This is a genomic window from Rhodococcus rhodnii NBRC 100604, from assembly GCF_001894925.1.
In the GTDB taxonomy this organism is placed as follows: domain Bacteria; phylum Actinomycetota; class Actinomycetes; order Mycobacteriales; family Mycobacteriaceae; genus Rhodococcus_F; species Rhodococcus_F rhodnii.
In genome coordinates this window covers 13,614-32,061 of the sequence record NZ_BCXD01000012.1, presented here as the reverse complement: position 1 = coordinate 32,061, position 18,448 = coordinate 13,614, and the positions used below count along the sequence as shown (strand labels likewise).

General features: G+C 69.6%; 20 protein-coding genes. 6 read left to right on the top strand and 14 right to left on the bottom strand.

Going from position 1 to position 18,448, the window contains the following annotated elements; translation table 11 throughout:
• The 8 genes from RR1_RS10625 to RR1_RS10590 all read right to left on the bottom strand — a co-directional run bounded on the left by RR1_RS10625 (position 1) and on the right by RR1_RS10590 (position 8,063).
• Positions 1 to 2,385, bottom strand: coding sequence for a xanthine dehydrogenase family protein molybdopterin-binding subunit (locus RR1_RS10625; RefSeq protein WP_010840307.1), 2,385 nt, complete (start codon positions 2,383 to 2,385; stop codon positions 1 to 3).
• On the bottom strand, positions 2,382 to 2,927 hold the full coding sequence (locus RR1_RS10620; RefSeq protein WP_010840308.1) for a (2Fe-2S)-binding protein: 546 nt from the start codon (positions 2,925 to 2,927) through the stop codon (positions 2,382 to 2,384). The genes RR1_RS10625 and RR1_RS10620 overlap by 4 nt, the downstream gene beginning before the upstream one ends.
• Positions 2,914 to 3,717, bottom strand: a complete 804-nt coding sequence (locus RR1_RS10615) for an FAD binding domain-containing protein (protein WP_010840309.1) — start codon at positions 3,715 to 3,717, stop codon at positions 2,914 to 2,916. The genes RR1_RS10620 and RR1_RS10615 overlap by 14 nt, the downstream gene beginning before the upstream one ends.
• On the bottom strand, positions 3,717 to 4,502 hold the full coding sequence (locus tag RR1_RS10610; RefSeq protein ID WP_051111336.1) for an ABC transporter ATP-binding protein: 786 nt from the start codon (positions 4,500 to 4,502) through the stop codon (positions 3,717 to 3,719). Before RR1_RS10610 ends, RR1_RS10615 begins: the two co-directional genes overlap by 1 nt.
• Positions 4,495 to 5,409 carry an ABC transporter permease gene (locus RR1_RS10605; protein WP_143153794.1) on the bottom strand — a complete coding sequence of 305 codons (915 nt, stop codon included), beginning with the start codon at positions 5,407 to 5,409 and terminating at the stop codon, positions 4,495 to 4,497. The genes RR1_RS10610 and RR1_RS10605 overlap by 8 nt, the downstream gene beginning before the upstream one ends.
• A complete protein-coding gene (locus tag RR1_RS10600) occupies positions 5,385 to 6,176 on the bottom strand; it encodes an ABC transporter permease (protein ID WP_010840312.1) in 792 nt (263 codons plus the stop codon). Before RR1_RS10600 ends, RR1_RS10605 begins: the two co-directional genes overlap by 25 nt.
• A 4-nt stretch (positions 6,177 to 6,180) precedes the next feature.
• Positions 6,181 to 7,152 carry an ABC transporter substrate-binding protein gene (locus RR1_RS10595; protein ID WP_010840313.1) on the bottom strand — a complete coding sequence of 324 codons (972 nt, stop codon included), beginning with the start codon at positions 7,150 to 7,152 and terminating at the stop codon, positions 6,181 to 6,183.
• Between the two features lie 362 nt (positions 7,153 to 7,514).
• Entirely contained in the window at positions 7,515 to 8,063 is a 549-nt protein-coding gene (locus tag RR1_RS10590) for a MarR family winged helix-turn-helix transcriptional regulator (protein ID WP_010840314.1), read from the bottom strand.
• 171 nt (positions 8,064 to 8,234) lie between these two features.
• On the opposite strand from RR1_RS10590, the gene RR1_RS10585 reads away from it, so the two are divergent.
• Together RR1_RS10585 and RR1_RS10580 are read left to right on the top strand one after the other, a co-directional pair.
• On the top strand, positions 8,235 to 9,236 hold the full coding sequence (locus RR1_RS10585; RefSeq protein WP_010840315.1) for an XdhC family protein: 1,002 nt from the start codon (positions 8,235 to 8,237) through the stop codon (positions 9,234 to 9,236).
• Positions 9,237 to 9,275: 39 nt separating this feature from the next.
• Positions 9,276 to 9,986, top strand: a complete 711-nt coding sequence (locus RR1_RS10580; RefSeq protein ID WP_051111342.1) for a GNAT family N-acetyltransferase — start codon at positions 9,276 to 9,278, stop codon at positions 9,984 to 9,986.
• Positions 9,987 to 10,011: 25 nt separating this feature from the next.
• On the opposite strand, the gene RR1_RS10575 is transcribed toward RR1_RS10580, so the two are convergent.
• From RR1_RS10575 to RR1_RS10565, 3 genes are all read right to left on the bottom strand, one after another.
• Positions 10,012 to 10,287: a DUF2277 domain-containing protein gene (locus tag RR1_RS10575; RefSeq protein WP_010840317.1), complete on the bottom strand. Its 276-nt coding sequence runs from the start codon at positions 10,285 to 10,287 to the stop codon at positions 10,012 to 10,014.
• A gap of 89 nt (positions 10,288 to 10,376) precedes the next feature.
• The gene (locus tag RR1_RS10570; RefSeq protein ID WP_010840318.1) at positions 10,377 to 11,291 is read right to left on the bottom strand and encodes an SDR family oxidoreductase; all 915 of its coding nucleotides are present in this window, start codon (positions 11,289 to 11,291) and stop codon (positions 10,377 to 10,379) included.
• 19 nt (positions 11,292 to 11,310) lie between these two features.
• Positions 11,311 to 12,114, bottom strand: a complete 804-nt coding sequence (locus tag RR1_RS10565) for an SDR family oxidoreductase (RefSeq protein ID WP_040775578.1) — start codon at positions 12,112 to 12,114, stop codon at positions 11,311 to 11,313.
• Between the two features lie 137 nt (positions 12,115 to 12,251).
• Here RR1_RS10565 and echA20 point away from each other — a divergent pair, with 137 nt between their 5' ends.
• The 4 genes from echA20 to RR1_RS10545 are packed head-to-tail and all read left to right on the top strand — an operon-like array spanning position 12,252 to position 15,796.
• Entirely contained in the window at positions 12,252 to 13,052 is an 801-nt protein-coding gene (gene echA20 / locus RR1_RS10560; RefSeq protein WP_010840320.1) for a (7aS)-7a-methyl-1,5-dioxo-2,3,5,6,7,7a-hexahydro-1H-indene-carboxyl-CoA hydrolase, read from the top strand.
• Between the two features lie 13 nt (positions 13,053 to 13,065).
• Complete coding sequence (locus RR1_RS10555) at positions 13,066 to 13,932, top strand: CoA transferase subunit A (RefSeq protein ID WP_010840321.1); 867 nt, start codon at positions 13,066 to 13,068, stop codon at positions 13,930 to 13,932.
• On the top strand, positions 13,929 to 14,702 hold the full coding sequence (locus RR1_RS10550; RefSeq protein ID WP_010840322.1) for a CoA-transferase subunit beta: 774 nt from the start codon (positions 13,929 to 13,931) through the stop codon (positions 14,700 to 14,702). The genes RR1_RS10555 and RR1_RS10550 overlap by 4 nt, the downstream gene beginning before the upstream one ends.
• Positions 14,699 to 15,796, top strand: coding sequence for an NAD(P)H-dependent flavin oxidoreductase (locus tag RR1_RS10545; protein ID WP_010840323.1), 1,098 nt, complete (start codon positions 14,699 to 14,701; stop codon positions 15,794 to 15,796). The genes RR1_RS10550 and RR1_RS10545 overlap by 4 nt, the downstream gene beginning before the upstream one ends.
• A gap of 43 nt (positions 15,797 to 15,839) precedes the next feature.
• On the opposite strand, the gene RR1_RS10540 is transcribed toward RR1_RS10545, so the two are convergent.
• The 3 genes from RR1_RS10540 to RR1_RS10530 are packed head-to-tail and all read right to left on the bottom strand — an operon-like array spanning position 15,840 to position 18,423.
• Positions 15,840 to 16,550: a VIT1/CCC1 transporter family protein gene (locus RR1_RS10540; RefSeq protein WP_010840324.1), complete on the bottom strand. Its 711-nt coding sequence runs from the start codon at positions 16,548 to 16,550 to the stop codon at positions 15,840 to 15,842.
• Positions 16,551 to 16,607: 57 nt separating this feature from the next.
• Positions 16,608 to 17,768, bottom strand: coding sequence for an acetyl-CoA C-acetyltransferase (locus tag RR1_RS10535; protein ID WP_010840325.1), 1,161 nt, complete (start codon positions 17,766 to 17,768; stop codon positions 16,608 to 16,610).
• A 1-nt stretch (position 17,769) separates the two neighbouring features.
• Positions 17,770 to 18,423 (bottom strand): TetR/AcrR family transcriptional regulator, encoded by a 654-nt coding sequence (locus RR1_RS10530; RefSeq protein ID WP_010840326.1) that lies wholly within the window; start codon positions 18,421 to 18,423, stop codon positions 17,770 to 17,772.
• Positions 18,424 to 18,448 lie beyond the last annotated feature (25 nt).

Here is an 18,448-nt window from a genome sequence, read left to right as displayed (position 1 = left end):
TCACTCCAGCCCCCGTGACGACTGTTCGAGAGCCGTGAACACCCGTTCGGGCGTCATCGGCAGTGACGTGATCTGCGCACCGGTCGCATCGGCGACGGCCTGCGCGATCGCGGGAGCGACGGGCAGCATGCCGCCCTCGCCCATTCCCTTCGCGCCGAACGGACCCGCACCGTGGCCCTGTTCCTGCGTGATGGACACGAACTTCTCGGGGATGTCCTCGGCGAGCGGGACCCGGTAGAGCAGCGCTTCGGCGTTGAGCAGTTCGCCCGACTCGTCGTACCGCATCTCCTCGAACATCGCCTGCGCGAGCCCGAACACGGCCGCCCCCTCGTCCTGGCCGCGGCACGCGATCTTGTTGATCACCTTCCCGGCGTCGCCGGAAACGGCGAGCTGCAGCACCGTCACCTTTCCCGTCTCGGTGTCCACCTCGACTTCGGCTGCTGCCCAGCCGATCTCCCAGAACACGCACGGCGCCTCGAGCGGGGCGTTGTGGTCGTTGCGAGCCTTGTAGAAGCCGTCGGCGGAGAACTCGAAGCCGGTGTTGCCGAAGACCGCCATGATGCGCGGAAACAGCGGATGCTCGTCGCCGTCGGCGGACCGCACGGTCCAGTCGTCGAGCCGGGCGCTGTCGGCGTCGAAGCCGAACTGCTCACCGGCCCACGCCAGTACGGTGCGCCGCAGGTTCTCCGCGGCAGAACGGACCGCCTGCCCGGTCACCGCGACTCCGGACGACGCGTTGGTGCCCTGATCGAACGGAGTGTTGTCGGTGTCGATCGGCGAGTAGCGCACTCGCTCGGGCGGGCACGAGAGGACCTCGGCGACGATCTGGCACAGCGCCGAGTGGCCGCCCTGCCCCATCTCCGTGAGGGCGCAACTCAGCAGCACGTCGCCCTTGCTCGTCACCTTGACGCGCGCCATCGCGGGCTTGTAGATGCCGCCGCCGTCCTTGACGCCCACCGCAACACCCCGGCCGCGGCGCACGGTTCCGGTGTTCGCCTCTCGCGGCTCGTGATAGCCGATCGCATCGGCGACCACGCGCATCCCCTCGGCGAGGTCGGAATCGATGCCCGACTCCCCCGGCACGAACTCCTCGCCGAGTGCCTTGAGATTGGCGATCCGCAGGTCGTAGGGGCTCATGCCGAGCCGCTGCGCGATGAGGTCGACCTGCCGCTCGCTGGCCCAGGTCGCCTGGGTGCCACCGAATCCGCGCATCGCACCCGCGGGGACGGTGTTCGTCGTGACGACCCGGCACATCGAGTCGATGTGGCGCCAGCGGTACGCGCCGGGCATCCGGTACCCGGCCTTCTCGGCGACGGCCGGGCTGTGCTCGGAGTACGCGCCGCCGTCGAGCAGCACCGTCGACTGCCGCGCGACGAAGGTCCCGTCGTTCTTGACTCCCGACTTCACGACGATCGTCGCGGCATGCTGCGACACGGTGAGGAAGACCTCTTCGGTCGTCATCGCGAACCGCACGGGCCGTCCGCCCGCGAGCTGCGACAACCGGATCGCGACGGGATCGGCCTTCGGCCCGTTCTTCGCGCCGAACCCGCCGCCGAGCAGCGGTACGTGTACGCGAATCCGGTTCTCCGGCAGGCAGAAGACTCGTGAGAGCTCCTTGCGGAGGTTGAACGGTGCCTGCGTGGACGTCCAGATCTCGATCTCCTCGTCGGTCGCCTCGGCGACGGTGACGAAGGGCTCGAGATGCATGTGGTTCATCCGCGAGTAGTGGAAGGTGTCCTCGAAGATCCGATCGCACTCGTCCCAGACCGCGGGATCACCGGTGCTGTAGCGGAACTCGTAGGGGACGTTCTTCGCCGCGCGCAGCGTCGCCGAGGCTCCGGTCCCGTAGAGCGGCAGACCGCCGAACGGTGCATCGGGGAAGATCTCGGGCGCGTCGTCCGCGAGCGCGTTCTCGATGCCGAACACCGGCGGCAGGATCTCGTACCGGACGTCGATCAGATCGAGTGCGGCGAGAGCGGTGCGTTCGTCGGCGGCGGCCACGGCCGCGACGATGTCGCCGACGTAGCGCACGCGGTCGATCGCGATGGGGGGCTGGTCCTTGACCATCGTCCCGAAGCTCTGCAGTCCGGTCGCCTCGTCGCGGGTGAACACGGCGTGGACGCCCGCGAGCCGGCGGGCTGCGGACGCGTCGATCGACACGATCCGGGCGTGGGCGTGCGGCGAGCGCAGCACCTTCGCATGGAGCATCCCGGCCCGCGCGATGTCGGTGCCGTACACCGCGCGTCCGGTCACCTTCGCGGCCGCGTCTGCGCGCGGGGCGTCACGTCCGACGAGACGGTGCTCCGCGGGTGCCGTCGGAAGATCGTGGATCCGGTAGCCGCGCGGCTCCTCCACCTCGTGACGGAAGGATTCGACGACGCTCATCGTGCCACCTGCCGCTCGCACGTCCCGCAACCGCCGGAGCACGCGAGATCGGCTGCGCGTTCGACGGATTCGAGGATCATCTCGTAGCCGGTGCACCGGCACGTGTTCGACGAGATCCAGTCGCGGATCGTCGCGCGGTCCGGCTTGTGTTCGCGGCGCAACAGCCCCGTCGTCAGCATGAGCATTCCCGAGGTGCAGTACCCGCACTGGTAGCCGCCGCACTCGGCGAATGCCTGCTGCTGCGGCGACAGCGCGCCGCCCTCGCCCGCCAGTCCTTCGACGGTCTCGACAGCGGTGCCGTCGACGGCGAACGCGAACGTGGAGCACGAGGCGACGGGCACGCCGTCGACGAGCACCGTGCACGCGCCGCACACGCTGCGCTCGCACGAGGCGCGGGCGCCGCGGAGACCGAATTCACTGCGCAGGACGTCGAGCAACGTCGCGTTGGACTCGACCACGGCGGTGCGCTCGGAGCCGTTGAGCTCGAATCCCACCGGCGTCGCGAGTTCGCCCGCGTCGCTCGTGTCGTCACGGTCGGTCATCGGGATTCTCCTCTCGCGCGGCGGCTGCGAGCAGTCTGCCCGCCAGCACGGCCACCAGTTTTCTGCGGTACTGCGCCGATCCGGCGTAGTCCGCGCACTCGTCGGGCAACTGCGCCGCGAGCGCACCGGCAACCTCGCGGTCGCACCCGGGAGCCTCGAGCACGTAGCCGCCGCGGTACTCCGAGCCGACGACGGCGCGCGTGACGAATCCGTCCGCGCCGTCGCGACGGATGGCGAGCGCGACGGTCGTCGTCGGACGCATCGAACGCTCGTAGCCGAACCACACGAGATCGGACGTGTCGATCTCGATCGCCGTGAGCAGCCTGCCGGAGTCGTCGAGCACGTTCCGCGCGCCCAGTGCGCCGAGCATGAGCGGCATCTCGTACCGGTGCCGGCGGGCCATGACGTTTCCGCCGATCGTGCCCGTGTAGCGGATACGGACGGTCGCGATCTGCGACCACGCCCGCGCGAATCCCGGAATCGCCTCGACGACAGCCGGATCGGCGGAGCCGGCGTGATGGGTCAGGGTGGAGCCGATCCGCAGGGTCGAGCCGGTGAACGAGACGGCCTGCAGTTCCGGGATGCGCGCGATCGAGACGAGCCGGGCGATCTCCTCGCCCTCCCGCATCCGCGCGACGAGATCGGAACACCCTGCCGCGACGGTCGCCTCGCGGTACCGCGTCAGCAGCTCCGACGCCTCGGCCGTCGTCGTCGCGCGGTGCAGCCGGAACGGCGCGGTCGCGGACTGCGACTGCGCGACCCAGCCGCCGCCGAGCGCCTGCGTCCGCATCAGTCGCCGTCCGTCCGCCGCAGCAGCTTGGTGACGTGGGCGCGGATCGCGGTGAACCGCGGATCCTCCTTGGTCGTGATCTGATCCCGCGGCCGCTCGAGGTCCACGTCGATCGTCTCGGCGACGACGCTCGGGGGTGCGGAGAGCACGATGATGTGATCGGCGAGGTACACGCTCTCGTCGATATCGTGCGTGACGACGAGGACCGTGATGCCGAGTTCGGCCTGGATCTTCAGGAGCAGGTCCTCGAGGTCCGCTCGCGTCTGCGCGTCGACCGACGCGTACGGCTCGTCCATGAGCAGCAGCGACGGATGGCTCGCGAGGGCACGCGCGATCGCGACGCGCTGCTGCATGCCGCCCGACATCTGCCAGGGGTAGAGCTTCTCCTTGCCGCTCAGCCCGACGGCGTCGATGGCCTCCTGGACGCGGCGCACCCGCTCGTCCTTGGGCAGCTTCTTGAGCGGGAAGGCGATGTTCTTGTCGACGTGCATCCACGGGAACAGCGAGCGCGAGTAGTCCTGGAAGACCATCGCGAGACCGTCCGGAACCCCGTCCACGCGTTCGCCGTTGAAGGTCACCGCACCGTCGGTCGGGACGTCGAGACCGCTGATGATGCGCAACAGCGTCGACTTGCCACAACCCGACGGGCCGACGATGACGCTGACCTTGCCGGCGGGGACGTCGGCGGAGATGCTGCGCACGGCCATGTTGTCGCCGTAGCTCTTCGAGATCGAGTCGAGTCGCAGCTCGGCGGAGGTCACTGGGGTGAGTTCGGTGCTAGTCATCTTGTGCGGTCACTCCTCGATGCCATGCCAGGGCGCGCCGTTCGACGGCCTTGAAGACGATGTTGAGTACCACCCCGAGGGCGGCGAGGACGATGAGAACCGCCCAGAATCCGGTGTAGTCGAAGTTGCGTTGCGTCATCACGAGCTGATAGCCGAGGCCGTTCTCGGACTTCTGCAGCTCGGAGATGATCATGATGATGAGCGAGAGCGACATCGCCGTCCGCACGCCCGCGAAGATCTTCGGCGCCGCGCCCGGCAGGGCGATCCGCGTCAGGACGTCCCAGCGCGGGATCTTGAACACCTGCGCCGCCTGCATCCGGTTCGCGCCGACGCTCTGCACACCGTCGATCGTGTTGAACAGGATCGGCCACACGACGCTGAAGGCGATGAGGAAGATCTTGGGGCTGTCACCCGTACCGAACAGCAGGAAGAACACGCCGAGGAGCGCGGGGCTCGGCAGCGAACGGCCGAGGTGGATCAGCGGCGCGAACAACGCGGTGAGAACGCGGTTCATGCCCAGTGCGACACCGACTCCCACGCCGACGACGATCGCGAGCAGCAGGCCGGCGAGCGCGCGGTACACACTGGGGATCAGCTGCTCGAAGGTCGCGTCGCCGAGGAAGAAACGGCTCGCGTCGGTGCTGAAGTAGTCCTCGAAGACCCGGGCGAACGCGTTGGCAGGAGCCGCCACGAACAGCGAGCCGATCTCCGACTGCGACAACCCGTACCACGACACGAGAATCACGACCGGCACGACGAGCCGAAGCCCGAATCGGCCGGCGAGCCGGGTGATCCGCGATCCGCCCGTGCGCGATGTCGCCGGTCCCGCGGTGGCGTCCGCTGCGGGCGCCGTCGCGGCCGGGGAGCTGGTGGATGCGACCGTCACTGCGCCAGTCCCTTCTTCCATGCGAACACCTTGTTGTCGACGACGGCGAACACCCCCGAGACCGCGACGCCGAGGACGCCCGCCACGATCGTGGCCGCGTAGACGATGTCGAGGTTCGTCGCATTCGCGCTGTTGACGAGGATGTATCCGCCGATGCCCTCACCGCCACCGATGAGCAGCTCGGCACTGACCGCGACGATGAGGCCGATCGACGCCGAGACGCGGATTCCGGTGAACGCGAACGGGAGTGCGCTGGGAATCTTGATCCGGGTGAGGATGGCGAGGCTGCCGAGCCCGAGGGTGCGGGCCGTCTGGACGGCGGTCGCGTCCGTCCCGCGCACGCCGTAGAGCGTGTTGAGCAGGATCGGCCACACACACGCCAGGGCGACGGTGAGCGACAGTGGCAGCATCCCGGCACCGAGGAGGAGCACGAGGATCGGCCCGATCGCGACCGAGGGCAGGACGCGGAAGACCTCGACCGGCAACTCGAAGGCGACGAACACCTTGGTGAACGCGCCCATGAGGCCGCCGAGCACGACGCCTGCGACGGTCGCGATCGCGAGGCCGAGCATCCATTCCTGGAGCGTGAATGCGACCTCGCCCCAGAAGGTTCCGTCCCCCGCCAGCGAACCGACTCCCCCCAGTACCCGGGAGGGGATCGGCAGTCCGGGCTTGTCGATGACACCGCTGCGCAGCACGAGCTCGGCGACGAGGGCCGTACCCACCACGCCGGCGACGCCGTACGCGATCTGCTTGTTGCGCGGGAGCGGTTCGCTGTGGAGATTCACGGCATCAGTCCCGATCGAGAGTGAAGGTGTGTTCGGCGATGTCGAAGTCCTCGGGCACGAGTCCCTGCTCCTTCAGCATCGTCGCGACGGACTCGAGCTTGCTCATGTCCAGGTTCGACGCGAACACGGGCAGCACCATGGACTGCGCGACGGTCTCGGGGACCTTCGCGACGCCCGGCAGCCACGACCGGAACTCTGCCTCGTTCTGCGAGATGTCGTCGCCGGCGGCGTAGATCGCACGAGCGAATGCCGCAGTGGTGTCGGGGTTCTCGTCCACGAAGCGGTTGCCGGCGACGAAGACGGAGGCCGCGAGGTTCAGGTTCGGGCCCGTCGTGACGTCCGCGACCTCGCGCATCCCTGCCGCGCGTGCGGCAGAGGAGAACGGCTCGGGGGCGTAGCCGGCCTCGATCGAGCCGGCCTGGACGCCGGCGACCATCTCGGGGAACGGCACCTCGATGAAGTTCGGTGCGACGTCCTTGCCCTCACTGCTCGCGAGATTGTTGAACGTGACGTCGCCGATGTTGCGGGTCGTGTTTGTACCCAGCGTCTTTCCGTCCAGATCGTCGATGGTCCGGATGGGCGAGTCGGGGTTCACGAACACGATGCCGCTCCCCTCGCCCAGCGACGCCGTGTGCGCGACGTTGGTGACGGGCGCACCCTGCGCCTGGGTGATCGAGCTCGAGATGGTGTTGGCGATCGCGAAATCGAGTTCGCCCGCCGCTACCTTCTGAATGCCGATCGGCCCGCCCTGGATGGGTTCGAGCGTGACGTTCAGGCCCTCCTTCTCGAAGAGGCCCTTCTCGTCGGCCCAGTACACGGCCGCGTAGTCGGCGAGGGGAAGGACTCCGATCGTGAGGTCGGTCTTCTCGAGCTGACCGTCGGCAGTGCTCGCTTCGGTGCTGCCGCTACTGCACGAGCTCAGGATCAGCGCGCTGCCGGCTGCGAGTGCAGCGGCAGCGAGGCGGATCTTCTTCATGTGAATCTCCGTTCAGGGAGGTCCGAGAGCACCGGGGCTGCGGTGCCGTCGCGCTGTGAGTTTGAGCGCCAAACATCTTGGCTAAAAGAGATTCTTACTGCCTGCTCGCCGAAGGGTCAACAGCTCAGCGCCCTTTTCCGCATCGTTAACGTCGAGGTTACGAGCGCGGAATGTCGAGGAATCGACAGAGACGCAGGTCACAGCGTTACGGAGGCGAGACTCACACACCGGCGCGAGAGACGTCCCGATTCGGACACGCTTCGGCGACGCGCCGAGACGCCGCCGAGCGCGCGCCGCATCCGGACGCGAACGCACAGCGCCCCCGGAGCCGTGCTCCGGGGGCGCTGCGGGGAGTGCTGGGGTCAAGCGGACTCGGCGCCGGGCAGTGTCTCCTCGTCGGTCGCGGCGTGGAGGGAGCCCTCGAGCGCCGACAGCAGCCGCGCGAGCGTCGCGCGATCGCGGACGCCGACACCCGCGAGCATCCGGTCGAGCTCGGCGAAGTGCGCGTCCGCGACGCTGTCGATCAGTTCGTGCCCCGCGTCGGTGAGCGTCACGTAGACGACGCGCGCATCGGTCTCGTCGCGTTCACGGGTGACGAGGCCGGCGTCCTCGAGGCGGTTCACGCGCAGCGTGAGGCCCCCGGTCGTGACGAGGGTCTGCTTGGCGAGTTCACCTGCGGTGCGCCGGTGGTCGGGCTCCGCGCGGCGCAGCGACGCGAGCACGTCGAAGCCCGCCTCGTTCGTCCCGAACCGCTCGAAGTTGGCGTTGATCGACGATCGGTAGAGCAGATAGCTGCGGTGCAGCCGCCCGAAGATCTCGAGTGCGGACACGTCGAGTTCGGGTCGGGTCTGCGCCCAGCCGCGAATGATCTCGCCGACCGCATCGCTGTACTCGGTTCCGGATTCGGCCACGATGCTCCCCGCTGTCTGTCCCACTGATGTCTCGACGGCGCCCGCGCGGCGGGTTCGCCCTCGACTTGCCGATCGCTTACTTTAGCGCAAAAGTACCTTAGAACACCGACTGTCCACGCGCACTGTGAACGACGACATGTCCTCACCGTCGCCGCGATGTGGAGGAACCCCATGACCCACGCGTTCGCACGCGGATTTCCGCTTCTCGCCAGCGTATTCGACGAATGGGCCGCGCACCGGCCGGTCGCGCTCGCGACCGTGATCGCGACTCACGGGTCCTCACCGCGCGGCCCCGGCGCGATGCTCGCCGTGCGATCCGACGGCACCGTGATCGGCAGCATCTCGGGCGGCTGCGTCGAGAGCGCGCTCTACGAGACGGCCCTCGACGTCCTCGGCACCGGCGGCACCCGCGTCGAGACGTACGGACCGGACGGGGACGTCTTCACGCCGGGAACGACGTGCGGCGGTTCGCTGACCGTCCTCGTCGAACGCATCGACAACGAGTCGTTCCCCGACTTCGACGCGCTGGCCGCCGCGATCGACGCGCAGCAACCGGTCTCGCTCGAGTTCGAGTTCGGCCCACGGCCGCAGCGTCATCACGTCCACGTCGGCGACGCACGACCCGGCGGGGCTCTCGGCGACGGCCGGGCCCTCGTCCGCTTCGACCCCCGGCCGCGCATGATCGTCGTGGGGTCCACCGACTTCGCAGCCGAGATGGCCGCCACGGCAACGCGAATCGGCTACCACGTGACGGTGTGCGACGCTCGCGAGACGTTCACGACACGCGAACGGCTGCCCGACGCGGACGAGATCGTGTGCCGCTGGCCGTCGGACCATCTCGCCGCCGAACGCGATGCGGGACGACTCGACGGGCGCACCGCCGTCGTCGTCCTCACCCACGACCCGAAGGTCGACGTCCCCGTGTTGCTCGAATGCCTCGACAGGAGCCTGTGGCCGGCGCCGCCGGCGTACGTCGGCGCGATGGGATCGCGCCTCGCCGACGAGCGACGCCGTGCCGCGCTGCGCGACGCCGGTCTCTCCGACGACGCGCTCGCGTCGCTGCACAGCCCGATCGGCCTGCCCATCGGCAATCGCGGTCCGGCCGAGACCGCGATCGCGATCGCCGCGCAGATCGTCGAGCTCACCCGTGCCCGGCAAACTACTGCCGGGTAGCGGTTGTAATCACCTGCAACCCACAGCAGCATGGCTGTCATGACTTCCTCCCCCGTCGGTACAGCGCACGACCGCGACACAGCACACGACAGCGCCACCTCCCACGATCGCGTGCAGGATCGCCGTGAGCTCACCGCCGCCCTCGTTCGCGCACTCGAGCGCCGCCACGAGGTGCTCGACGCGATCGTCGACGCGGAGGACCGCGCGACCGCGATCTCGGCGATCGCACAACTCCTGGACACCGACGACGCGAACGCCGAGGCCGTTCTCGGGCTCACCTTCGGCAGGCTCACGAAGGACGAGCGCCGCAGGACCCAGGCCGAACTCGACGACCTCGACGCCTCGCTCGAATGGACGGCGTCGGAGCGGCCCGCGAGCACCGGCCGCACGCTGCGGCTGCGGACCTTCACCGAGGCCGGCGCCGCGATCTACCGGCGCCGGTGCGCGGATCAGCGCGCCGACTGGGAGGCCGACCGCGTCGACACCGAGCGCGCGGCGGGACTCGGCCGCATCGACGACGAGTCGGCGGCGTGGTTCGTCGCGGAGGACACGACCGGGGGCAGCGCCGTCGGTCTCGTGTTCGGCGAGCTGAGCAGCGGCGACGGCGGCAGCACCGACGTCGACGTCGCGATCTGGATCGACCCGGCGGAACGCAAGAAGGGCTACGGGACTGCAGCGCTCAAGCACGCCCGGCGCGAACTCGCACGCGAGTTCCCGGGCACGGTGCTCGTCGTGCGCGCACCCGCCTGATCCCCGCTCGCGAGGCCCGGTCGGCTCAGCCCGCCGCCCGGGCCTCGATGCGCGCGCGCACCTCGGGCCGGCGCAGCGGCGGCACCGTCCTCGGTGGCGTCCGCCGGTCGGGCAGTGCGTCGAGCAGGCGCGTCGTCGTTGCCGTGACCTCGGCGACCGCCTGCTCGAACGCATCGCGGTTGGCATCCGAGAGTTTCTGGATGCCGCTGACCTTGCGCACGTACTGCCGCGACGCCGCCTCGATCTCCTCGTCGGTGGCCGCCGGTTCGAGTCCACGCAGTTCGGTGATGTTTCGGCACATGCGTCCACGGTAGGCCCGGCGCACTCGTCGCGACACCCCTCGGCAGGAGACGGCACGTCGCGACGAGCGCGGAAGCGCCCGGTGCGGGCTCAGGCTCCGTACACGGGCTCCGGCGGCAGCGCCTTCGCGAGCAGCTCGTCGACGACGGTGCCGACCTCGGCGACCTCCCAGCGCGCACCCTTGTCGTGCGACGGCCCGTGCCGCCAGCCCTCGGCGACCGTGATCCTGCCGCCCTCGACCTCGAAGACACGGCCCGTCACGTGCGCGGCCTCGGCGCTCGCGAGCCACACGACCAGCGGCGAGATGTTCTCGGGGGCCATCGCGTCGAAGCCGTCCTCGGGCGCGGCCATCGCCTCGGCCATCGCACCACCGGCGCCGAGCGTCATCCGGGTCCGCGCGGCGGGCGCGATCGCGTTGACGGCGACGCCGTAGTTCTTCAGCTCGGCCGCGGCCTGGACAGTGAGCTCGGCGATCCCGGCCTTCGCCGCGGCATAGTTGCCCTGGCCGATCGAACCCTGCAGTCCCGCACCCGAACTCGTGTTGATGATGCGCGCGTCGACCGGGTTGCCGGCCTTGGCACGGCCACGCCAGTACTCGGCCGCGTGCCGGAGCGTCGCGAAGTGCCCCTTGAGGTGCACGCGCACGACGGCGTCCCACTCCGCCTCGCTCATCCCGACGAGCATCCGGTCACGCAGAAAGCCCGCGTTGTTGACGAGGACGTCGAGCTGCCCGAAGGTGTCGATCGCGGTGCGGACCAGGTTGGCGGCGCCGTCCCAGTCGGCGACGTCGTCGCCGTTGACCACGGCCTGCCCGCCTGCGGCCACGATCTCGGCAACGACCTGCTCGGCCGGATGCTCCTCGGTGCTCTCGCCGTCGAGACCGGCGCCGATGTCGTTGACGACGACGCGGGCACCCTCGGCGGCGAACGCGAGCGCGTGCGCCCGGCCGATTCCGCGTCCGGCACCGGTGACGACGACGACACGGCCGTCGACGATTCCACTCATGAGAACTCCTCCGCCCTGCTCAGGGCTGTCGTGTTGCTGTTGTCGGGGTGCCGACGGCCGGGACGTCGGCGTTCGCTGCGGCGAGGAAGGCGGGCCGCTCGCCGCCGCCGTGCACCGTGAGCGTCGAGCCGCTCACGTAGGCGGCCTGCGGCGAGGCGAGGAACACGGCGCAGTTGCCGATGTCCTCGGGTACGGCCATGCGGCCGAGCGGGACGGTCGCACCGACTGCGGCGACGCCGTCGTCGTCGCCGTAGTGCAGGTGCGCGAGTTCGGTCTGCACGAGACCGACGACGACCGCGTTGACCCTGACCTTCGGTGCCCACTCGACGGCGAGCGACGTGCTGAGCGAATCGATTCCGGCCTTCGCGGCGCCGTACGCCGCCGTACCCGGTGACGGACGCGAGCCACTCACGCTCGAGATGTTCACGATCGCTCCGCCCGACTCCTGCTGCTGCATCACGGCATTGGCAGCCTGTGCGACGAGCAGCGGTGCGAGCAGATTGAGTTCGACGATCTTCGAGTGCAGTCGCGGGCTCGCCTCGGCGGCGAGCGCGAACGGCGCGCCGCCCGCGTTGTTGACGAGAACGTCGAGCCGGCCGTGCCGCGCGAGCACCTCGTCGATCATCGCCTGGACCCGTTCGGGGTCGCGCACGTCGCATTCGACGAACTCGATCTCGCGCCCGCCGGCCCGGACCGGCTCGTCCGGGGCTCTGCGCGCGCAGGCCACGACGGTCGCGCCCGCGGCGAGAAAGGCGCGGCAGATGCCGGCGCCCACGCCCCGAACTCCGCCGGTGACCAGCACAACCTGGCCTGCAGATGCCATGTCTTCCACCTCCACGTCTCGTGCTCCCCTCGTCTCGTCGGTGACTCCGGCGGGGTGCGCGTGCTAACTTACCAAGCAATCGCTTGGTTTGGGCAATCGCTTGGTTCGGTATAGGCAGCAGACGACAGGAAGGTGCCATGGGCATCAGCGCCACCACCGACGACTCCGACATCACGACCGTGACCGTCGACTACCCCCCGGTCAACGCGATCCCGTCGCGAGGATGGTTCGAACTCGCCGACGTGATCACCGCCGCGGGACGAGATCCCGCCACGCACGTCGTGATCCTGTGTGCCGAAGGACGCGGCTTCAACGCCGGCGTGGACATCAAGGAAATGCAGGTCACGACCGGCTACGACGCCCTGATCGACGCCAACCGCGGGTGCGCCGCCGCCTTCGCGGCCGTGTACGACTGCGCCGTCCCCGTCGTCGTTGCAGTGAACGGATTCTGCGTCGGCGGCGGTGTCGGCCTCGTCGGCAACGCCGACGTCGTCGTCGCCTCCGAAGGCGCGTACTTCGGCTTGCCCGAGGTCGACCGCGGTGCGCTCGGCGCCGCGACGCATCTCGCCCGGCTCGTCCCGCAGCACATGATGCGCACCCTCTACTACACGGCGCGCAACGTCGATGCACGCACGCTCGAACACTTCGGCTCGGTGTACCGCGTCGTGCCGCGAGCCGAACTCGACAGCGCCGCACGCGAGGTCGCGGCAGCGATCGCAGCGAAGGATCCGCGCGTCATCCGGTGCGCGAAGGAAGCGATCAACGGGATCGACCCCGTCGACGTCAAGACCAGCTACCGCCTCGAACAGGGGTACACCTTCGAGCTCAATCTCGCGGGCGTGTCGGACGCGCACCGCGACGAATTCGCCCGCAGCGGTGAGGCACTGACCAACGAGAGCCGGCGCAACGGAAAAAGGAGTGGGACCGGTGTCCACTGAACGCGACAAGACCATGACGCTCGACGACGTGATCGGCGAGCTGCGCAGCGGGATGACGATCGGCATCGGCGGCTGGGGATCGCGGCGCAAGCCGATGGTACTCGTGCGAGCGCTGGTGCGTTCGGACATCACCGATCTCACCGTCGTCAGCTACGGCGGCCCGGATCTCGGCCTGCTGTGCTCGGCCGGGAAGGTGCGCAAGGCGTACTACGGCTTCGTCTCGCTCGACTCGCCGCCGTTCTACGATCCGTGGTTCGCGCACGCCCGCACGACCGGGGCGATCGTCGCGCGCGAGATGGACGAGGGAATGGTCAAGTGCGGGCTCGAAGCCGCAGCCGCACGGTTGCCCTTCCTGCCGACGCGCGCGGGGCTCGGCTCGGACGTCCTGACGTTCTGGGAGGGCGAGCTGAAGACGATCGCCTCGCCCTACCCCGCAGCCGACGGCCGCACCGAGACGCTCGTCGCGATGCCCGCCCTCGACCTCGACGCGGCGCTCGTGCACCTCGATCTCGGTGACCGACGCGGCAACGCAGCCTACACGGGCGTCGACCCGTACTTCGACGACCTGTTCTGCGCCGCGGCGCAGCGCCGGTACGTCACCGTCGATCGCCTCGTCGACACCGAGGAACTGGTGAAAACGGTTCCGCTCCAGAATCTTCTGCTCAACCGCATGATGGTCGACGGCGTCGTCGAGGCCCCGGACGGCGCGCACTTCACGTTCGCCGGCGAGTACGGCCGCGACGAGGCCTTCCAGCGTCACTACGCCGAATCCGCGAAGGACCCGCAGGCGTGGCAGCAGTTCGTCGACACCTATCTCTCGGGGACCGAGGACGACTACCGCGCCGCGGTCCGCGCGTTCGCGAAGGAGAAGCAGGCATGAGCGCACCGGCAACGACCGACACCGCCACCGTCACCCGCGCCGAGTACTGCGCGATCGCGTGCGCCGAGATCTTCACCGGTGCAGGCGAGATCATGGCGAGCCCGATGGCGACGCTGCCTCTCATCGGGGCGCGGCTCGCGCGACTCACGACCGAACCCGATCTGCTCGTCACCGACGGTGAGGCACTGCTCCTCGACGAGACTCCCGCGCTCGGCAGCGTCGGCTCGATCGAGGGCTGGATGCCGTTCCGGCGCGTGTTCGACGTCGTCGCCTCGGGCCGCCGCCACGTCGTGATGGGCGCGAATCAGCTCGACCGGTACGGCAACCAGAACCTCTCGGCCTTCGGGCCGCTGCAGCAGCCCAAGCGTCAGATGTTCGGTGTCCGCGGCGCACCCGGGAACACGATCAACCACGCGACGAGCTACTGGGTCGGCAAGCACACCGCCCGGGTCTTCTGCGACGAGGTCGACGTGGTGTGCGGAATCGGCTACGACAAGGTCGATCCCGGCAATCCGGCGTTCCGCTACTTCGCGTTGCCCCGCGTCGTCACGAACCTCGGCGTCTTCGACTTCGAGGGCCCCGATCACACGATGCGTGCCCGCACGCTGCACCCGGGCGTGACGGCGGCAGACGTCGCCGAGAACACGTCCTTCGAGATCGCCGAACTCGAATCCGCCGGCGTCACGCGCGAACCCACGGAGCACGAATTGCACCTGATCCGTGACGTTCTCGATCCGAAGAACCGCCGCGACCGGGAGGTCGCGCTGTGACCGCCTCGCTGCGCACCCCGCTCACCGAGCTCGTCGGCATCGAGCATCCTGTCGTCCAGACCGGCATGGGCTGGGTCGCGGGGCCCCGCCTCGTCGCCGGCACCTCCAACGCCGGTGGCCTCGGAATCCTCGCCTCGGCCACGATGACGTACGACGAGCTCGAGGCCGCGATCACCAAGACGGCCTCGTTGACCGACAAGCCGTTCGGCGTGAACATCCGCGCCGACGCGACCGACGCTCCCGAGCGGATCGACCTGCTCGTCCGCGAGGGCGTGCGCGTCGCGTCGTTCGCGCTGGCACCGAAGCAGGAGCTCATCGCGAAGCTCAAGGACGCGGGCGTCGTGGTGATTCCGTCGGTCGGCGCCGCCAAGCACGCGGTCAAGGTCGCGTCGTGGGGCGCCGACGCCGTCGTCGTCCAGGGCGGTGAGGGCGGCGGGCACACCGGTGCGGTGGCGACCACGCTCCTGCTGCCCTCGGTCCTCGACGCCGTCGACATCCCCGTCGTCGCGGCGGGCGGCTTCTACGACGGCCGCGGCCTCGCGGCGGCGCTCGCGTACGGCGCCGCCGGGGTCGCGATGGGAACGCGCTTCCTGCTCACCCAGGAGTCGCAGGTTCCCGATGCCGTGAAGCAGCAGTACCTTTCGCGTGGCCTGCAGGAGACCGTCGTGTCGCGCAAGGTCGACGGGATGCCGCACCGCGTCCTCACCACCGAGCTGGTCGAGACGCTCGAGAACTCCGGGCCGATGCGCGGTTTCGTGGCCGCGGCCCGCAATGCGATGAAGTTCCGTGCGATGACGGGCATGTCGTGGACGACCTTGGTGCGCGACGGGCTCGCGATGAAACGCTCGGGCGAGCGGACGTGGCAGCAGATCGTCATGGCCGCCAACACACCGATGCTGTTGCGTGCGGGACTCGTCGAGGGCGACACCGAGGCCGGTGTCCTCGCGTCGGGACAGGTCGTCGGCGTGCTCGACGATCTGCCCACGTGTGCCGAGGTGATCGAGCGGGTCGTCACCGACGCCGCGGCCCGGCTCGATGCGCTGGCGACCCTGCGCAGCGATGCGCAGGTGGCGCAGCCCGCCGCCACCCCCTGAGCCCCGCCTCTCGAACCCGCCCCCCGACCCTTGTGCCGCAACGTCACGGCGCACCGGTAACCCCCAGCACCTGTCCGATCGTGTAGGTCACCACCATCGCCGCCGCACCACCCGCCACGACCCTCGCCATCGCACGGTTCGGATCCGCGCCGCCCAGGTGCGCGCTCACCCGGCCTGTGACGGCGAGCGCGACGAGCACGGCGGCAAAGGTCACGGGGACGCGGATCGACGCCGGGAGCAGCATGATCGCCAGCAGGGGCAGGAGCGCACCGATCGTGAACGACAGGGCCGACGACCCCGCGGCCTGCCACGGGTTCGTCAGCTCGTCGGGGTCGAGGTGGAGCTCGGCCTCGGCGTGCGCGGCGAAGGCGTCGTGTTCGGTGAGTTCCCGCGCCACCTGCCGGGCCGTCGAGGCGGACAGCCCCTTCTGCCGGTAGATCTCCGCGAGCTCCTCGACTTCCTCACGGGGATGCTCGGCGAGCTCGCGGCGTTCCTCGTCCAGCACCGCACGCTCGGTGTCGCGTTGCGTACTCACCGAGACGTATTCGCCGACCGCCATCGAGATCGCGCCGGCGATCAGGCCCGCGGTTCCGGCCACGAGAATCGGCTGCCGATCGACCGTGGCCGCCGCGACACCGACGACGAGCCCCGCCGTGGAGACGATTCCGTCGTTCGCCCCCAGGACGCCCGCCCGCAGCCAGTTCAGACGGGACGCGAGCGACCCCGCGTGAGGCTCGCCCGCGTGCCGTGTCACGATGCTCCCTCCCGTGCGGCTGCCCGATCGGTGGCAGCGACACGGACCGAGACTACGTCAGACGCGTTCGAGGATCGTGACGTTCGCGGTGCCGCCGCCCTCGCAGATCGTCTGCAGTCCCCAGCGGCCGCCGGTCCGCTCGAGTTCGTGCAGCAACGTCGTCATGAGCTTGGTTCCGGTCGCACCGAGCGGGTGACCGAGCGCGATGGCCCCGCCGTTGACGTTGACCTTCCCCGGGTCGACACCCAGCTCGTCGATCCACGCGAGGACGACCGGAGCGAAGGCCTCGTTGATCTCGACGAGATCGATGTCGTCGATGGACATTCCGGTCTTCTCCAGGGCGTACCGGGTCGCCGGGATCGGCGCGGTGAGCATGAGCAGCGGATCGTCGCCGCGCGCGCTGATGTGGTGGACGCGGGCGCGCGGCGTGAGCCCGTAGCGCTCCACCGCCTCGGCCGACGCGAGCGTCACGGCGCTGGCGCCGTCGGAGATCTGGCTGGCGACCGCGGCGGTGAGACGTCCGCCCTCGACGAGCGGCTGCAACGACGCCATCTTCTCGAGGCTCGTCTCGCGCGGTCCCTGATCGACTCGTACGTCGCCGTAGGGCGCGATCTCCCGCTCGAAGCGACCCTCGGCGATCGCCGCCGCGGCACGCTCGTGGCTGCGCAGTGCCCACCGCTCGAGTTCCTCGCGCGAGAGGCCCCACTTCTCGGCGATCATCTCGGCGCCGCGGAACTGCGAGACCTCCTCGTCACCGTACCGCTGGGTCCAGCCCTCCGAGCCCGACGTCGGTGTGTCGAAACCGAACTCGCGGCCGACGGTCATCGCCGACGAGATCGGGATGCGGCTCATGTTCTGGACGCCGCCGGTGACGACGACGTCCGCCGTCCCCGACTTGATCGCCTGCACGCCGAAGTGGACGGCCTGCTGGCTCGACCCGCACTGACGGTCGACGGTGACACCCGGAACCGCCTCCGGATATCCGGCGGCGAGCCACGCGAGGCGCGCGATGTTCCCGGCCTGTCCGCCGATCGCGTCGACGCAACCGAAGATCACGTCGTCGACGACCGACGGGTCGAGCCCGGTGCGACGGATCGACTCGCGGATCACGTGCGCGCCCAGGTCGATCGGGTGCTCGGCAGCGAGCGCGCCGTTCTTCTTGCCGATCGGAGTGCGAAGGGCGTCGACGATGTACGCCTCCGTGGTGCCACCGCTCATGTCAGGTCTCCTGTGTGGTGCGAGACGGGTCGGACAACCCGTCGAGAACGATTCCGAGGTACTGGCGGGCAACGGCGTCGGCGGTCAGCGGACCACCGGGCCGGTACCAGCGCACCGCGACCCAGACGGTGTCGCGGAGGAAGCGAAAGGTGAGCTCGACGTCGACGTCCGCGCGGAAGGTGCCGTCGGAGATCCCGCGGGTGAGGACGCCCTCCCACAGCGTGCGAAACTCCCGGCTGTACTCGCGGACGTAGCCGAAGCGCTCGTTGTCGACGAGGTGCTTGACCTCGTCCTGATAGATCGCGACGGCGGCGTGCGAGCGGTCGATCGCGGTGAACGACGCCGTCACGAGATCCGACAGCGTCGTGCGGGTGTCGCGCCCGGAAGCCACGATCTCGCGGTAGCGCGTGAAGAGACCGTCCAGGAAGGTCCGGAGGATCTCGTCGACCATCGACTCCTTCGAGTCGAAGTGGTGGTACAGGCTCCCCGAGAGGATGCCCGCGGCGTCGGCGATGTCGCGGACCGTCGTGGCCCGCACGCCGCGGTCGGCGAACAGCCCGGCCGCGATGTCGAGCAGTTCGGCACGGCGTCCGCCTCGCGCGGACTCGCCGGGCTCGGGCGTGGTGGACGGCGTCGTGCCGGAGGAAGCAGTCATGCGGCCATCCTATTTTCGTGCCGTC

What these genes read in the sequence shown, in the direction of transcription:
- RR1_RS10625 (WP_010840307.1), bottom strand. Translation starts at nt 2,385, where the DNA reads ATGAGCGTCGTCGAATCCTTCCGTCACGAGGTGGAGGAGCCGCGCGGC.
- RR1_RS10620 (WP_010840308.1), bottom strand. Translation starts at nt 2,927, where the DNA reads ATGACCGACCGTGACGACACGAGCGACGCGGGCGAACTCGCGACGCCG.
- RR1_RS10615 (WP_010840309.1), bottom strand. Translation starts at nt 3,717, where the DNA reads ATGCGGACGCAGGCGCTCGGCGGCGGCTGGGTCGCGCAGTCGCAGTCC.
- RR1_RS10610 (WP_051111336.1), bottom strand. Translation starts at nt 4,502, where the DNA reads ATGACTAGCACCGAACTCACCCCAGTGACCTCCGCCGAGCTGCGACTC.
- RR1_RS10605 (WP_143153794.1), bottom strand. Translation starts at nt 5,409, where the DNA reads ATGGAAGAAGGGACTGGCGCAGTGACGGTCGCATCCACCAGCTCCCCG.
- RR1_RS10595 (WP_010840313.1), bottom strand. Translation starts at nt 7,152, where the DNA reads ATGAAGAAGATCCGCCTCGCTGCCGCTGCACTCGCAGCCGGCAGCGCG.
- RR1_RS10585 (WP_010840315.1), top strand. Translation starts at nt 8,235, where the DNA reads ATGACCCACGCGTTCGCACGCGGATTTCCGCTTCTCGCCAGCGTATTC.
- RR1_RS10580 (WP_051111342.1), top strand. Translation starts at nt 9,276, where the DNA reads ATGACTTCCTCCCCCGTCGGTACAGCGCACGACCGCGACACAGCACAC.
- RR1_RS10575 (WP_010840317.1), bottom strand. Translation starts at nt 10,287, where the DNA reads ATGTGCCGAAACATCACCGAACTGCGTGGACTCGAACCGGCGGCCACC.
- RR1_RS10570 (WP_010840318.1), bottom strand. Translation starts at nt 11,291, where the DNA reads ATGAGTGGAATCGTCGACGGCCGTGTCGTCGTCGTCACCGGTGCCGGA.
- RR1_RS10565 (WP_040775578.1), bottom strand. Translation starts at nt 12,114, where the DNA reads ATGGCATCTGCAGGCCAGGTTGTGCTGGTCACCGGCGGAGTTCGGGGC.
- echA20 (WP_010840320.1), top strand. Translation starts at nt 12,252, where the DNA reads ATGGGCATCAGCGCCACCACCGACGACTCCGACATCACGACCGTGACC.
- RR1_RS10555 (WP_010840321.1), top strand. Translation starts at nt 13,066, where the DNA reads ATGACGCTCGACGACGTGATCGGCGAGCTGCGCAGCGGGATGACGATC.
- RR1_RS10550 (WP_010840322.1), top strand. Translation starts at nt 13,929, where the DNA reads ATGAGCGCACCGGCAACGACCGACACCGCCACCGTCACCCGCGCCGAG.
- RR1_RS10535 (WP_010840325.1), bottom strand. Translation starts at nt 17,768, where the DNA reads ATGAGCGGTGGCACCACGGAGGCGTACATCGTCGACGCCCTTCGCACT.
- RR1_RS10530 (WP_010840326.1), bottom strand. Translation starts at nt 18,423, where the DNA reads ATGACTGCTTCCTCCGGCACGACGCCGTCCACCACGCCCGAGCCCGGC.